Source organism: Myxococcus sp. AM009 (genome assembly GCF_013372605.1).
GTDB lineage: Bacteria > Myxococcota > Myxococcia > Myxococcales > Myxococcaceae > Myxococcus > Myxococcus vastator.
Map to the genome: position 1 here is coordinate 1 of NZ_JABXEP010000032.1, position 14,816 is coordinate 14,816.

The following is a 14,816-nucleotide window of genomic DNA, read 5'->3' on the forward strand; positions in this document are numbered from 1 at the left end:
CCTGGCACACGTCCCCACCGTGCAGCGAGGCGTGCGCCACCTCCTCCCGGCTGGCGCCCGTGTAGGCCGCCGCCGCGGTGCGTCCGTGCCCCGGGGCTGGGGCCTTCTTTTCCTCCTGACGCTGGGCACGCCCAGCCGGCTGCCCCGCCTTGCGCAGCACCGCGTCCGTCTTCTCCGTGGGGGCGCCGAAGAGAAGCCTGCGCAGCCGCTCCACGCTCGTCCCCTTCGCCTGCAGCTCCGCCGTCACGAAGGCCAGCGTGTCCATGGCGGCCTTCAGCGTGGCGAAGTCCTCCTGGCTGAGGGCCCCTCGCGTCCGCTCGACAATGACTGCCAGCCGCGCCGGGTCCACCTGCCTTGGCTGGCGCTTCGTCTTGCCCATTGCCCGCTACAACATGTTCCTGGCGCGCAGGCCTGCCCAGAGGGCATGGGCGTCCGGGCTCGCTCCCCTGGAGGGCGACGCGGCCTACGTGCCCACCTTGCGCCACTCAGGGGCGGCCTGCGTGGCCGAAGCGTCGCCCGCGCACAGCAGCACCTGCAACTCGTGGGCGCGCAGCGGGGCAGCCGCCTCACTCGCCGTGGGCCACCAGCGAAACCGCCCCTGGGAAAGGCGCTTGTGACACAGCCAGAAGCCCTGCCCGTCGTAGACGAGTAACTTCACCGCCGTCCGCTGCCGGTTGCGGAAGACGAATACCGTTCCGCTGAAAGGGTTTTCCGCGAGGGCCGCACGGCACTGCTGCGCCAGCCCATCAACGCCCCGGCGGAAATCCACCGGCTCAATGGCCACCAGCACTCTCATTTGAGGAGTGATTTGAATCATGGGCCCCGCAGCGCGGCCACCAGGGCCAGCACGTCGAAGCCCTGGCACGAAGCGGGCACGGTGAGTGTCAGCCGTCCGCCCTCCCGGGCCACGTACTCAATGACGAGGCTGGAGGCGGGGACGGGTGCCAGCAGTTGCGCGGCGCTCACCTCGACGAAGCCGTCCGGCCTGGCCGCCGCGCCCGCCTGACGCCTCGGCGGGGGCGCCGCCGACGTCCGGGCCTTCAGCGCGGCATAGCCCACCCCCAACGCGCGCGCGACATGGGACACCCCGTAGCGCTGCGCCGCCGAAACCGCCGCCCTCCACAGCGCCTCTGGCATCCGTCCCTGCTGGGTACGCGTCAGCCGCCACTGCTGCACACGCCCGCGCAACGCCTCCAACTCCTCCGCTGCGATACTGCCTCTCGCCACCGTGTCTCTCCCGGTCCACTCCAATGGGCCGAGGACGGTACCGGGGGGCACCAGGGCCCTTCACGCACGTCTGCCGGAAGGACACAGAAGATGAGCGAAATCGTGCATCCGCCGTACATGATGCTCTTCGTCCCCTACGACGCCAATTCGACCCCATGCACCTGGAGCGCTCGCTCCAGCAAGTACCAGAACACGGTGTACATCTTCAAATGCCAGGCGCTGCCTCCGGGCGTTCCCTCCAACTACGTCCCGCTCAGCGACCTGGCCATGGTCTCGGATTTCTATCCCCAGCCGATGACACCGCCAGACTATGTCATCTACGTCGCGGCAGGCGCTTCGCCCTTGAAGCCTCCGGATACCTTCCAGCAGGTCTATAATGATCACGGCTCGGGCCAGTCACAGGACTATGCGGGATTCTGGCCGCTGCTGATCAAGAAGGATGGCAGCACGGTTCCAGGGGGCATCGGTTCCTATAGTGCCAACGATGACGACGCTACCCAGCCGGATGCCGTGCAGCTGTGCCAGTTGATAGACAGCAGTTTCTTCGTCCAGGTGGAGCTACCTGCTGCGAGCTGGGATGACTCGGGCACGGGGGCAAACGAAGACGGAACGATCTACGCGCACCCACAGTTTGGGGCGTTCGGGATTTATATGATTGAGCGGTCCCATTCGCGTCCGGACCCGGACACGGTCAATGGCCTATCAATGACAGCGCTTTCCGGGCATCCCCAATACGTTCCCGCCCCGAAGTAACCTTTTCAGACCCAAGCGGAGCCCCCGGTGTACCGCATTCGTGACACCGGGAGGCGCGAAGGAGCTGCGCTGTCATTGTTCCGCGATGGTTTGACTTCCCGTTCCCCAGGCTCAGTGCCTCGTCCGAGGCCCCTCCTCCTCCCCAGGCGAAGCCAGCCGCTGGGACAGCAGCCCCAGCAACTCCTGCGTCGACAGCCGTCCCGCCGCGTCCTTCCCTTCCAGCACCCCCGCTACCAACGCGCGCTTGTGCTCGTGCAGCGACAGCATCTGCTCCTCGATGGTCCCCCGCGTCACCAGGCGGTACACCGTCACCGGCCGCTCCTGCCCAATCCGGTGCGCGCGGTCGGAGGCCTGGTCCTCCACGGCGGGGTTCCACCACGGGTCCAGGTGAATCACCGTGGTCGCCGCCGTGAGATTCAGCCCGAAGCCACCGGCCTTGAGCGAAATCAGGAACAGCGGCACGTCTCCCTCCTGGAACGCGCGCACCCGCTCCGCCCGAGCCCCCGCGGGCGTCTGTCCATCCAGGTATTCGTAATCAATCCCCTCCGCGTCCAGCACCTCGCGCACCAGCGCCAGGTGGGAGGTGAACTGGCTGAACACCAGCGCGCGATGCCCCTCCGCGCGGAGCTCCCGCACAAGCTCCATGAACCGCTCCAGCTTGGCCGACTCCAGCTTCGACCCCGCGTCATACAGCCGCGGATGTGAGGACAGGAGCCGCAGCCGCGTGAGCGCCGCCAGAACCTCGATGCGCCGCTCCTGCTCCTTCATCTTCGGCTTGCGCGTCTCCAAATCAGACAGCGCCGCCAGCCGCGCGTCCTCGTAGAGCGCCCACTCCTCCGACGAGAGGACGATGGGCACCCGGATGTCCGTCCGAGGCGGGAGCTGCGCCTCCACCTGCGCCTTCGTCCGGCGCAGCAGGAAGGGCTGGAGCACCCGAGCCAGCGCGGGCGCGGCCGTCGGGTCCACGCCTCGCTCAATCGGCGCGGCGAAGCGCGAGCGAAACGCCTCCCAGCTCCCGAGCAGCCCTGAGAAGACGACGGCGAAGAGGCTCCACAGCTCGCCCAGGTGGTTCTCCAGCGGCGTGCCCGACAGCGCGAACTTGAAGTCCCCCTGGAGCGCCCGCGCCGCGCGGAAGCGGTGCGTCGTCGCGTTCTTCAACGTCTGCGCTTCGTCGAAGATGATGGTGGAGAAGCGCAGCTTCGACAGCCGCTCGATGTCCCGCGTGAGCAGGCCATAGCTCAGCACCAGCACGTCCTTGGGCCCCAGCCGCTCCAACGTCCGCCCACGGTCCGTCGCCTCCGAGAACAGCGTCATCCGCAGCGACGGCGCGAAGCGCTTCGCCTCGTCCACCCAGTTGAAGGCCACCGACGTCGGCGCCAGCACCAGCGCGGGCCCCAGCTTGCTCCGGTCCAGGAGCACCGTCAGCGCCTGCACCGTCTTGCCCAACCCCATGTCATCCGCGAGCACTCCACCCGCGCCCCACGACGCCAGCCGCGTCAGCCAGCGGAAGCCCTCCAACTGGTAGTCCCGCAGCGCCGTCTTCAACCCCGTGGGCACCCGCGGCCTCAGCTCCTTCGCCGCGAAGATGCGCTCCACCAGCGACTGCCACGTCTTGTCCGCCTCCACCTCGGCGCCCGCGTCCTGGAGCGCCGTGAGCGTCTCCACCGCGGAAGGCCCCACCTCCAGGCCATGGCGCGTGGCATGCGCGTGGTCCGCCAGCCGCTCCAGGTGCTCCCGCAGCGCCCCTTCAATCTCCACATAGGACGTCGCGTCCACCTGGACGAAGCGCTCCTTCCGCCGCGCCGCATCGAGCAGCCGCGCCAGCTCCACCCGCTCGCCCTCCACCGCGAGCCCACCCAGCACGCCAAACCAGTCCCGCTTCCGCTCCAGGATGACCTTCAGCGCCGGAGGCGCGGCGGCATGGAACAGCCGCACCGGCGCCCCCACCCACTCCAGCTCCGGCTTCGGCTCCAGCTCCACGCAGGCCGAGAGCACCGCGAGGCCGCCCTGCGCGCTGGTGAAGCGGAAGGTGAAGGGCAGCTCCTCGGGCTCCGCAGTGTCGAGCGGCAACCGGGCCTGAAGCAGCTCCGCCGCGTCGCGCTCCTGAACGAAGTCACGCACCGCGTGCACGGCCCCCGTCCCCCGCCGGAGGTGGACGTCGCGCGCCCCCTCGCCCGGAATGAACGCGGGGCTGTCCGGCAACGGGCGCGTGCGCAGCTCCACACGGACCGCCCCGCTCGCATGCGCCTCCATGCGCACCACGGGCGCGTAGCGCAGCGGCACCGACTCCCCCAGGACGCTCCGAGGCAGCGCCACCGGCACGCGCAAGGACAGCTTCGACAACTGGTCCAGCAGCGCGACGTGGCTCTCCGGCGGAAACGCATTGCCGTGGCGGTTCAGCGCCGTCATCAGGGCGCGGACCTCGGGCCCCGCGTCCAACACCGTGAGCACCCGCTGGCTGTCATCCCAGACGTAGAGCCCCTCCTCCGGCTGCGCCCTGCGCACCCGCTCCAGCATCGCCGTGGGCAGCATCGCGCCATCCACGCCCGCGCTCACGATGACCACGCCGTCCCGGTCCTCGGCGACGAGCCCGACCTTCGCGCGCTCGATGCGCACCAGCAGGTCCGGGTTCTCATCCAGGTGGATGCGGGGATGCCCCACCAACTCGAAGAGCAGCGCGCGCGACGCGGGGGCCTCCGACTCCGGCAGCAACGCCGCCAGGCGCGCGTCCGCCGCCGACAACTGCGAGCCATGGTCCTGCAGCAGCTTGCGCCGGCTCACCTTCGCGCCCGTGCTGCGCTGGCCCTTCTTGTTGCGCTTGTGTACGTAGGCCGCGAGCTCCACGCCGTACCCGTTGATGACGTCCAGCCGCCAGGAGACCTCGCCACCTCCGGGCCCACCGGGACTGTCGTCGACGGCCCGCTCCAGCGCCCGCAGCGCGCGCTCCCAGCCGGGACGGACCAGCTCCTCCAACTCCTCGCCAAACGTCTCCGTCCACGGCTGCCGCAGCCACAGCAGCGCCGTGTCGATGGCCGCCAGCAGGTGGACGCAGAACGTCGCGCCACAGGAGCAGTCCCCCGTCACCTCGGTGGGCGCGAAAATCAGCCGGGCCTCGGGGAGGATGAAGCCCGCCTGCGCCCCCACCGGCAACTCGGAGATGCGCGTCTCACGGAGCCGGAAGCCCGGGAGCGGCGCGTCGAACTGCATCAAGTCCGGCACCAGCGCGTGCATCGGCCGGGGCGCGACGGACATCGGAACGCGCGCGCGCAGCGCCAGCAGCAGGCCATGGACGCGGTGCGTGCGGGACTCGGCGGGCGGCGCGAGCCGCTCCTCGAGCGAAGCCCGTGACGCCTCCGCGCCCAGCCGCTCCGCCTCCACGAAGCGCCAGGCGAGCGTGGGCAGCAGCTCCTTCATCCGGGGTGCCGGCATCGCCTCCGTCAACCAACGCGCCAGCAAGTCCGTGCTCAGCAGCTCCACGAGCCTGCGGCGGGCGAGCACGGGACGCGCCTGGGGCAGCCACGCCGCCTCCACCAGCGGCATCAGCACCGCCAGGCTCAGCCGCGACAGGTGCTCGAGCCCCTGCTCCCGCAGCCACGCCAGCGCGTCACGGCTCGTATCGAACAAGGGAGTCACGGGCTTCTCGAGCGGCTCGGACATGGCCCCCGCTTCTTCGCAAAGCACGCACGAAACGCAAGCGGCCCCGTGACGCGAGGACGCAAGACGGCGGGTCGCCCTGCAAGGCGCCGCTCCTCAAGAGACTTCGAGCCGGGCCCAGACTTCGCCGGACGCGTCAAGACGCAGGTCGACGTGTCGCTCGCCCAGTCATCCTCGAAGCGGCCGGGTGACGTACTTGAATGACCTCGCCTGCTTCGATATCCCACCAAGGCTGCCAAGGAGCGTCCCCGCGTGAAGCAAAGCGTGTTTGGTCTGGTCGTCGCCCTGTCACTGACCGCGTGCAAGGAGGAGCCCCGTGGGAAGATGGAGCCCATTCCCCGCCCGCCGGGGATGAAGGACGCTCCGCCTCCCGCGGAGGCCGCCCCCGCTGCCGCCGCGGAGCCGCCCGTGGACCCCTCCAAGGTGGTCCTCCGGTGGAAGATTGCCCAAGGCGCGCCCACGTCGTACCGGCTCGACATCGAGCGCACCGGCGGCGCGTCCGCCAGCACCGATGAGAACACGCGCCCCAAGAGCGCCAGGGGCAAGGGCAAGGAGAAGCCCGCGCCCGTCGCCGCGGCCCTTCCCGGCCCCGTCACCTACTTCATGGAGCGGACCGACTCGGGTGACTACCGCCTCCGCGTCGTCCCCGTGGGCGGCAACGCCGACGCGGACACGGCCACGCTGAGCGAGCGAGGCTTCGTGCTCGACGGCCTGCAGGGCGCCACCCGCAACACCGCCACCCTGGTGCTGGAGCTGCCCAGAGATCCAGTCGGCCCCGGTGACGCGTGGTCGCTCGGCACCGAGCTCATCCGCGTGGAGGCGCTGGGGCCCCAGTTCCAGGCCGGCCAGCCCGAGCGGAGCAACCGCGTGAAGCTCGCCAGCCTGACGCCCGCCGACGGGGGCGAGCAGGTGGCCACGCTGGAGTACGACATCTCCGAGAAGCTGGCCGGCACGGTCCTCGCGAAGGACGCGCCCCCCACCTCGCCCGCGCGCGCCGCGGAGGAGGACGCGGAGGCGGACGACTCCGAGCGCCCCCGGCCCCGGGCCACGCCCGAGTCCAGCTCCAGCGCCGAGGTGCGCATCACCGGCCGCGGCGAGTTCCTGGTGAAGGCCGGGCGGTGGCGCTCCTGGGAAGGCACCGTCTCCTCGGTGACGAAGGGGGGCTTCCCCACCGCCGCGCTCCAGGTGCCCACCGGCGCCCTGAAGCTGCGCCTCACCGCGGTGGAGTCGGCGCCGACTCCGACGGCCCAGCCACAGCAGTAGGCGGGCCGTCCGACTCGCGCACCATACGCACCACGGCGTCCACCCAGGCCGGGTGGGCGTTGAGGGAGGGGACCAGCGTCAGCGACTCCCCTCCCGCCTCCAGGAACTGCTCCCGCGCGCGGAGGCCAATCTCCTCCAGCGTCTCCAGGCAGTCCGCCACGAAGGCCGGGCACATCACCGCCAGGCGCTTCACGCCCTGCTTCGCCAGCTCTGGCAACACCACGTCCGTGTACGGCTTCACCCACGGCGTGCGGCCCAGCCGGGACTGGAAGGCCACGCTCCACCCGCCCGCCGGCAGTCCCAGCCGCTGGGCCAGCCCCCGCGCCGTCGCGTAGCTCTGCGCGCGGTAGCAGTGGCGGTTGGCGTCCGTCATGGCGTCGCAGCACGAGGCGGTGGACAGGCAGTGCGTCCCCGTGGGGTCGCTCTTGCGCATGTGCCGCTCCGGCAGGCCGTGGAAGCTGAAGAGGACGTAGTCGGCGCGCGCGTCGTCAATCACCGGCCGCGCCACGGCGGTGAAGGCGTCCAGGAAGCCCGGGTGCTCGAAGAAGGCCGGCACCGCGCGCACGAAGGGCACGTCCCAGGACTGGGCCAGCACCTCGTAGGTGCGCGCCAGCGAGGACGCGGTGGAGGACGCGGCCTCCTGCGGGTACAGCGGCAGCACGGTGAACTCCGACACGCCGCGCGCCTTGAGCGCCGCGACGCCGTCGGGGATGGAGGGCGAGCCATACCGCATGGCCAGCGCCACCTCGTACTCCCCCGCCAGCCGCTCGGCCACCTGGGCCGCCAGCGCCTGGCTGTGCACCAGCAGCGGCGAGCCCTCCTTCATCCAGATTTTGCGGTACGCCTCCGCGCTCTTCGCCGGACGCACCGGGAGGATGATGAGGTTGAGCAGCGCCCAGCGGCCCAGCGGGTGGATGTCGATGACGCGCGGGTCGCTGAGGAACTCGCGCAGGTAGCGACGCACCGGCCCCGCCTGAGGCGCATCCGGCGTCCCCAGGTTGACGAGCAGCAGCCCTCGCTTCGAGGTGGATGTTGGCATCAGTGCAGGGAGTTGGGGAGGGTGAGCGCGAACTCGGCGATGCGCGCTTCGAAGTGCGTGCCGTCCGGCCGCGCCATGTCATAGGTGCCGCGCATGGTGCCGAAGGGCGTGCGCAGCATGGCCCAGCTCGTGTACTCGAACCGCTCTCCAGGCCCCAGGTGGGGCTGGCGGCCCACCACGCCCTCGCCCTTCACCTCTTCCACCTTGCCCGTGGCATCGGTGATGACCCAATGCCGCGCCTTGAGCTGCGCCGGCGCATCGCCTTCGTTGGCGATCTCCACCGTGTACATGAAGGCGAACTGCCCGGACTCTGGAGCGCTGCGCTCCGGCCAGTAGGCGGGCTTCACGGTGATGCGGATGCCGTCAGTGGTGGCGCTGGAGGACATGCCCCCAGATTTGGCGGTAACGGCGGCCACTTGCAAGGAAAACGCCGGGTTGGCGGCCCGGCGCCCCGCCTACGTCTTGGCGCTCTCGCGGTCCTGTCCGGGCTCCGGCTGCTTCGGCCACACCAGCGAGGCGATGATGGACGCCACCAGGATGCCGGCAATCACGCCCAGGGAGATGCCGATGGGGACGTGGATGTCGAAGAAGGTGATGAGCATCTTCACGCCCACGAAGCCAAGAATCGCGCTCAGGCCCACCTTCAGGAAGTGGAACTTGTCCATCAAGCTGGACACGACGAAGAACAGCGAGCGCAGGCCCAGAATCGCACACACGTTGGACGTGTAGATGATGAAGGCGTCCTGGCTGATGCCCAGCACCGCGGGGATGGAGTCCAGCGCGAAGAGCAGGTCCGTGGCCTCCACCACCAGCAGCACGATGAACAGCGGCGTGAACTTGCGCCGGCCGTCCTCCGTCACCCGGAAGCGGCTGCCGTCCCCCAGCCGCGCCACCGGCAGCACCCGGCGCGCGAACTTCACGATGCCCTTCTGCTCCGGATCAATCTCCTCGTCCTTGGACACCAGCATCTTCACCGCGGTGAAGACGAGGAACGCGCCGAACAGGTAGATGAGCCAGTGGAACTGCTTCACCAGCGCCGTGCCGGCGATGATGAGGCCGGCGCGCATGACGAAGGCGCCCAGGATGCCCCAGAAGAGCACCCGGTGCTGGTGCTCGGGCGCCACCCGGAAGTAGCTGAACACCATCAGGAAGACGAAGAGGTTGTCGACGGAGAGCGCGTACTCCACCACGTACGCCGTCAACCACTGAAGCCCCACGGTGGGCCCCTGGTAGTGCCAGATGCCCGCGCAGAAAATCAGGCTGAGGGTAATCCACACCAGCGTCCAGAGGCCCGCCTCCTTCGGCGTCACCGCGTGGTCCTTGCGGTGGAACAGCCCGAGGTCCATCGCGAGCATCGCGAGGACGAAGACGTTGAAACCCACCCAGAGCGCGACTTGCGTGTTCACGGAGCAATCCTGTTGCAGGGGACGGCGGGGCGCACCCTACCGGCGGGATGCCCGGGCGTCGACCCCCGCGTGCAACCCGCTGGACCTCCTGCTTTCGTCCAGCGGGCCCCTCGCGGCCACTCGGAGGGCTATTCCGTGGCCGGGCGGCGCAGCACCGCCAGGGAGCGGCCCGCCACCTGCACGGTGCCCCCCGCCGGCGTGTGCGTGCGCGGCGACTCCCCCGCCAACGCGGTGTCCACCACCAGCTCCCAGTCCGCGCCCCATTCGACGGCGGGCAGCATGAAGGTGATGGGCTCGTGGTGGGCGTTCATCAGCACCAGGATGGTGTCCCCCACAATCCGGTTTCCTTCGTCGTCCGGCGCGGCGATGGCGTCACCGCCCAGCAGGAATCCCAGGGAGCGCACGTAGGGCTTCTCCCAGTCGTCCTTGCGCATCTCCTTGCCGTCGGGCCGGAACCACGCCAGGTCCTTCAGCTCGCTGTCCCACATATGGGCGCCGCGGAAGAAGCGCCGCTTGTGCAGCACCGGCTGTTCGCGCCGCAGCTTCGTCAGGGCGCAGGTGAAGTCCAGCAGCGCGCGCTGCGTGTCATTCAGCTCCCAGTCCACCCACGACAGCGCGTTGTCCTGGCAGTAGGCGTTGTTGTTGCCCTTCTGCGTGCGGCCCATCTCGTCGCCGGCCACCAGCATGGGCACGCCCTGGGACAGGAAGAGCGTGGCCAGGAAGTTGCGCTTCTGCTGTTCGCGCAGGGCGTTGATTTTCGGGTCCGCCGTCTCGCCCTCCACCCCGCAGTTCCAGGAGTGGTTGTCGTTGGCGCCGTCGCGGTTCTCCTCGCCGTTCGCCTCGTTGTGCTTGTCGTTGTACGTGACGAGGTCGTGCAGCGTGAAGCCGTCGTGCGCGGTGACGAAGTTCACGCTCGCGGCGGGCTTGCGGCCGGACAGCGAGAACAGGTCCGAGCTGCCGGTGAGGCGGTAGCCAATCTCCGCCGCCTGCCGGTCATCGCCCTTCCAGTAGCGGCGGATGGTGTCGCGGTACTTGCCGTTCCACTCGCTCCACAGCACCGGGAAGTTGCCCACCTGGTAGCCGAAGTCGCCCACGTCCCAGGGCTCGGAGATGAGCTTCACCCGGCTGAGCACCGGGTCCTGGTGGATGATTTGGAAGAAGGCGGCGCGGGTGTCGTAGCCGTGCCGGTCCCTCCCCAGCGTGGTGGCCAGGTCGAAGCGGAACCCGTCCACGTGCAGCTCCTCCACCCAGTAGCGCAGGGAGTCGGCGATGAGCTTCAGCGCGTACGGGTGCGTGGCGTTCCACGAGTTCCCGCACCCGGTGAAGTCCAGGTAGTAGCGCGGGTCCTTCTCCGTGAGCCGGTAATACGCCACGTTGTCCACGCCCTTGAAGGACAGCGTGGGGCCCAGGTGGTTGCCTTCGCAGGTGTGGTTGTAGACGACGTCGAGCAGCACCTCGATGCCAGCGCGGTGCAGCTGCTTCACCATGTGCTTGAACTCGTCCACCTGCCCGCCCAGCGACCCCGAGCCGCTGTAGCGCGCGTCCGGCGCGAAGTACCCCAGGGTGTTGTAGCCCCAGTAATTGACCTTCTCGCGCTGGATGAGGAAGGGCTCGTCGACGATGTGCTGGATGGGCAGCAGTTCCACCGCGGTGACGCCCACCTTCTTCAGGTGTTCGATGCTGGCCGGGTGGGCCAGCCCCGCGTAGGTGCCCCGCTGCGCCTCCGGGACGCGCGGGTGCAGCCTGGTGAAGCCCTTCACGTGGACTTCGTAGATGAGCGTGTCGTGCCACGGCACGCGGGGCGGAGCGTCCCCCTCCCAGTCGAAGGTGTCCGCGCCCAGCACCACGCCCTTGGGCACGGCGGCCGCGTCATCGCGCGTGTCGAGCGCGAGGTCGTCCTCCTTGGCGCCCGGCGTGTAGGCGTAGATGGGGGCCTCGTAGTCCACCTGGCCGTGGATGGCCCGGGCATATGGGTCCACCAGCAGCTTGTGGGGGTTGAAGCGCAGCCCCTTCTTCGGCTCGTAGGGCCCGTGCACGCGCAGCCCGTAGAGGGCCCCGGCGGCCACTCCAGGCACGTAGCCGTGCCACACCTGGTGGGTGTTCTCCAGCAGGGGAAAGCGGCGCGTCTCCTTCGCGGGGTCCTCCGGGTCGAAGAGACAGACCTCGACCCTCTTGGCGTGCTCACTGAATACGGCGAAGTTGACCCCGTGCCCATCGAACGTGGCGCCCAGGGGATACGGCTTCCCTGGAAGCACCTCGGCCCTCCTCATCCGGCGCTCCTCTCCAGCAGAATCACCGGGAATGCCGCCAGGAGCGGCCCCAGGGGCAGCACCGCGCCCCCCGGTCCACGCTCGGGGCGCACCTGACGTCCGGTGAACACTTCGCGGAACATCATGCCCGCATATGCCTCCGGAAGGTCCAGGAACGTGCTGCCGTAAGCGCCCGCCAGCCCTTCGGGGGCCTGCAGGGCGGACAGGGTGTAACGCGGCGCGCAGGCCACCACCACCGCGTCGCCGTGCTCGCGGGCGAAGCCCACCGCCGCCTTCGCCCGGGCGCCGGTCAGCTCGAGCGCCCGGTAGCCGCCCTCCCGGAAGAGGGCCGCCTGCCGCTGGCGCAGCCGCAGGGCCTCCGTCAGGACGTAGAGCTTCACCTGACCGTCCTCGAGGTTCGCCGCCAGCCGCCCGCTCAGCGCGGCCCGGTCCCGCTCCGCCTCGGCGTCCAGCGCCTCCAGCAGCCGCGCGCGCAGCGCGAAGTCCACCGGCCGCCGGTTGTCCGGGTCCACCAGCGACAAGTCCCACAGCTCGCAGCCCTGGTAGGTGTCCACCACCCCGGGCGAGGCCAGCTTCAGCAGCAGCTGCCCCAGCGCGTTGTGCTGGCCCGCGCGCTCGATGGAGCGCTTGAAGTCCCGCGCGTCCGCCAGGAAGGTGCCCGTCACCTTCGGGTCGAAGCAGGCGTCCACGTAGCGCGCCACCGCGTCGTCATAGGCGCTGTCGGGGTTGGTCCACGAGGTGCGGACCTTGGCCTCCTTGATGGCCTTGCCCATGTACTCGCGCACCCGGCGCTGGAAGTCCGCCAGCGCCTCCGCGGAGTGGGCGTCGCCCATGGGCCACGCCCCCACCACCGTCTGGAAGAAGAGGTACATGTCATTGGCCGTGGGCGCCGGGCCGGACGGCAGCTGGGACACCGCCTTCTCCGTCTGGCGGGCCCACTTCCTCACCCGCTTTCGCCACTCCTCCGGAAGCTCGGTCAGCACGTTGATGCGCGCGCGCACGTCCTCGCTGCGCTTGGTGTCATGGGTGCTGGAGGTGAGCTGGCTGGCCGGCCACCGCTCCGCGCGCTCCTGGTTGCGCAGGTGGAAGGTGTTGGCGTGGACGCCGAAGCGCTCCGGCTCGCCGCCCACCTCGTTGAGGCTCACCAGCCGGTTGTAGATGTAGAAGACGGTGTCCTCCAGGCCCTTGGCCATGACGGGCCCCGTCACCTGCTGCAGCTTCATGGCGAAGCGCAGCATGTCCGCCCGCTCGCGCGCGTCGGTGTGCTCCGGGTAGCGGCGCAGGAGGACGTCGCGCAGGAAGTCGAAGATGGACGCGTTGGTGGTGGCGTTGCGCACCTTGGCGCGCTGGATGGTCCACTCGATGTACTGCACGTCCCGCCCGTCCAGCTCCGGGCGCCAGCCGTCCACGTAGGTGCGGTACACGGGGAACAGGGCGATGAACTCCACCAGGGCCCGCCGCAGCGAGTTGAGCGTGAAGTCGCGCGTGCGCCGGTTCATCTCCGAGATGCGGTTGAGCTCGTGCGCCAGCACGTTGATTTCGCTGGCCATGGACACGCGCATGATGAGCAGCTTCTTCTGGTAGACGAGCTCGGCGAAGTCCGCCTGCCCTCCCACGAAGCGCTCGTACGTCTCCGTCAGCGCCTTCTCCGCGTCCGGCTGGACGAACAGGCCGCTCACCGCGTTGGCGTAGCGGTAGCCCGTGGTGCCGTGCACGGCCCAGGATTCGGGCATGCGCTCACGGCCGCCCTGAATCTTCTCCACCACCACGTACAGCGCCTTGCGCAGCGGGCTGTCCGGCTGCTGCGTCACCTCCGCGCGCCAACGCTCGCGCAAGCTGGACTCCACCGCCGGCCAGCGCGTGTCATCCTCCGCATGCGTCTGGAGGAACAGCGCGTGGGCCCGCTCCACGAAGTACGCCTCCTGCAGGTCCAGGAAGTAGGCGGTCGGGTCGAAGAGGCCATCCGGGTGGTCGATGCGCAGCCCCGTGACGAGCCCCTCGCGCAGCCAGCGGAAGATGAGCGCGTGCGCCTCCTGGAAGACGTCCGGGTCCTCCTCGCGCAGCGCGGCCAGGCCGTTGATGTCGAAGAAGCGCCGGTAGTTGATCTCCTCGCCCGCCACCCGCCAGTGCGCCAGCCGGTAGCTGCACGCCGTCAGCACCGAGTCCAGCAAGTCATACGAGCGCGGGTTGCCCGGCTCGCCATTGAAGACGCGGACGTTGTCCTCGATGTAGGCCAGCATCTCCGGGAACTCCGCCGTCACCGCGGCCAGCCGGCGCTTGATGACCTCCTTCTCCCGGTGGCGCTCCACCACCTTCGGCCGCTCCACCTCCGTGCGCGAGGGCAGGTAGTCGATGGCGGTGAGGATGGACAGGAACTCCTGCATGCCGGGGTGCTCCCCCCCCAGCCGCGACTCCAGCCGCTCCAGGCCATGGCGCAGGATGCGGGCGTACTGACGCGGCGCCACCGGCAGCAGGTGCTCGTAGTAATGAAGGAAGAAGGCGCCCTCGCGGAAGGACAGCTTCAGCTCCCCGCGCTCCAGGACGATGCCGTACTGGTCCCCCAGAATCGGCAGCAGCACCCTGTCGCGCAGCTCCTCCTTCACCGGCGCCCAGTCGATGTCGAAGAACTTCGCGTAGACGGAGGACGGGCCGTTCTCCAGCACGTCGAACCACAGGCGGTTGTCCCGCTCGATGCCCATGTGATTGGGCACCACGTCCAGCACCTGCCCCATGCCCCGCGCACGCAGCGCCGCGCAGAGCGCCGCGTGCGCTTCGGGCGTTCCGACCTCGGGGTTCAATTGTTGGTGGTCCACGCAGTCGTAGCCGTGCGTGCTCCCGGGCGTGGCCTTCAGGTAGGGGGAGGCATAGAGGTCACTCACCCCAAGGCGGGCCAGGTACGGCACCACCTGCCGCGCGTCCTCGAAGGTGAAGCCCTGGTGGAGCTGCACGCGGTACGTGGACAGGGGCGTGTGCGGACGCGAATCCAGCTCCGCCTGGACGCGGGCGTAGAGCCCTTCGGCCAGGGACTCCGCCGTCATCGTGGCGCCACCCGCCCCATTCGAGGCGGACCCTTCTTCTTCCAAGGCGTCGAGCAACATGGGGCCCAGAGGTAGGCCGCCCGCGCGCCGACCGCCAGCACACAGAAACGCGTCCGCCCTCTATCCAACGCTCCGCGCCGACACGCCAACCCCTGGAAATGCAAAG

At 69.6% G+C, this 14,816-nt stretch carries 11 protein-coding genes; 2 read left to right on the forward strand and 9 right to left on the reverse strand.

The window, feature by feature from the left end:
* From HV824_RS10845 to HV824_RS10855, 3 genes are all read right to left on the reverse strand, one after another.
* Positions 1–379, reverse strand: a 379-nt coding sequence (locus HV824_RS10845) for a hypothetical protein (protein WP_176423214.1), incomplete at its 3' end; no start/stop codon positions are given.
* Between the two features lie 84 nt (positions 380–463).
* Positions 464–784: an IS66 family insertion sequence element accessory protein TnpB gene (tnpB, locus tag HV824_RS10850; protein WP_161604904.1), complete on the reverse strand. Its 321-nt coding sequence runs from the start codon at positions 782–784 to the stop codon at positions 464–466.
* A 29-nt stretch (positions 785–813) separates the two neighbouring features.
* Positions 814–1,227 carry a hypothetical protein gene (locus tag HV824_RS10855; protein WP_368738045.1) on the reverse strand — a complete coding sequence of 138 codons (414 nt, stop codon included), beginning with the start codon at positions 1,225–1,227 and terminating at the stop codon, positions 814–816.
* Between the two features lie 90 nt (positions 1,228–1,317).
* On the opposite strand from HV824_RS10855, the gene HV824_RS10860 reads away from it, so the two are divergent.
* Positions 1,318–1,980 carry a hypothetical protein gene (locus HV824_RS10860; protein WP_176423215.1) on the forward strand — a complete coding sequence of 221 codons (663 nt, stop codon included), beginning with the start codon at positions 1,318–1,320 and terminating at the stop codon, positions 1,978–1,980.
* Positions 1,981–2,091: 111 nt separating this feature from the next.
* On the opposite strand, the gene HV824_RS10865 is transcribed toward HV824_RS10860, so the two are convergent.
* Positions 2,092–5,637 carry a DEAD/DEAH box helicase gene (locus HV824_RS10865; RefSeq protein WP_176416410.1) on the reverse strand — a complete coding sequence of 1,182 codons (3,546 nt, stop codon included), beginning with the start codon at positions 5,635–5,637 and terminating at the stop codon, positions 2,092–2,094.
* A 249-nt stretch (positions 5,638–5,886) separates the two neighbouring features.
* Between HV824_RS10865 and HV824_RS10870 the strand changes: the two genes are divergently transcribed.
* On the forward strand, positions 5,887–6,897 hold the full coding sequence (locus HV824_RS10870) for a hypothetical protein (protein WP_176423216.1): 1,011 nt from the start codon (positions 5,887–5,889) through the stop codon (positions 6,895–6,897).
* Here HV824_RS10870 and hemH read toward each other — a convergent pair.
* From hemH to treY, 5 genes are all read right to left on the reverse strand, one after another.
* Complete coding sequence (gene hemH / locus HV824_RS10875; protein WP_176423217.1) at positions 6,848–7,936, reverse strand: ferrochelatase; 1,089 nt, start codon at positions 7,934–7,936, stop codon at positions 6,848–6,850. The two genes, HV824_RS10870 and hemH, sit on opposite strands and share 50 nt — an antisense overlap.
* Entirely contained in the window at positions 7,936–8,322 is a 387-nt protein-coding gene (gene apaG / locus HV824_RS10880) for a Co2+/Mg2+ efflux protein ApaG (protein ID WP_176416407.1), read from the reverse strand. Before apaG ends, hemH begins: the two co-directional genes overlap by 1 nt.
* A gap of 69 nt (positions 8,323–8,391) precedes the next feature.
* On the reverse strand, positions 8,392–9,342 hold the full coding sequence (locus HV824_RS10885; RefSeq protein ID WP_176416406.1) for a TerC family protein: 951 nt from the start codon (positions 9,340–9,342) through the stop codon (positions 8,392–8,394).
* A gap of 128 nt (positions 9,343–9,470) precedes the next feature.
* Positions 9,471–11,612 (reverse strand): glycogen debranching protein GlgX, encoded by a 2,142-nt coding sequence (glgX, locus tag HV824_RS10890; protein WP_176423218.1) that lies wholly within the window; start codon positions 11,610–11,612, stop codon positions 9,471–9,473.
* Positions 11,609–14,650, reverse strand: coding sequence for a malto-oligosyltrehalose synthase (gene treY, locus HV824_RS10895; RefSeq protein ID WP_255207936.1), 3,042 nt, complete (start codon positions 14,648–14,650; stop codon positions 11,609–11,611). Before treY ends, glgX begins: the two co-directional genes overlap by 4 nt.
* Positions 14,651–14,816: the final 166 nt, after the last annotated feature.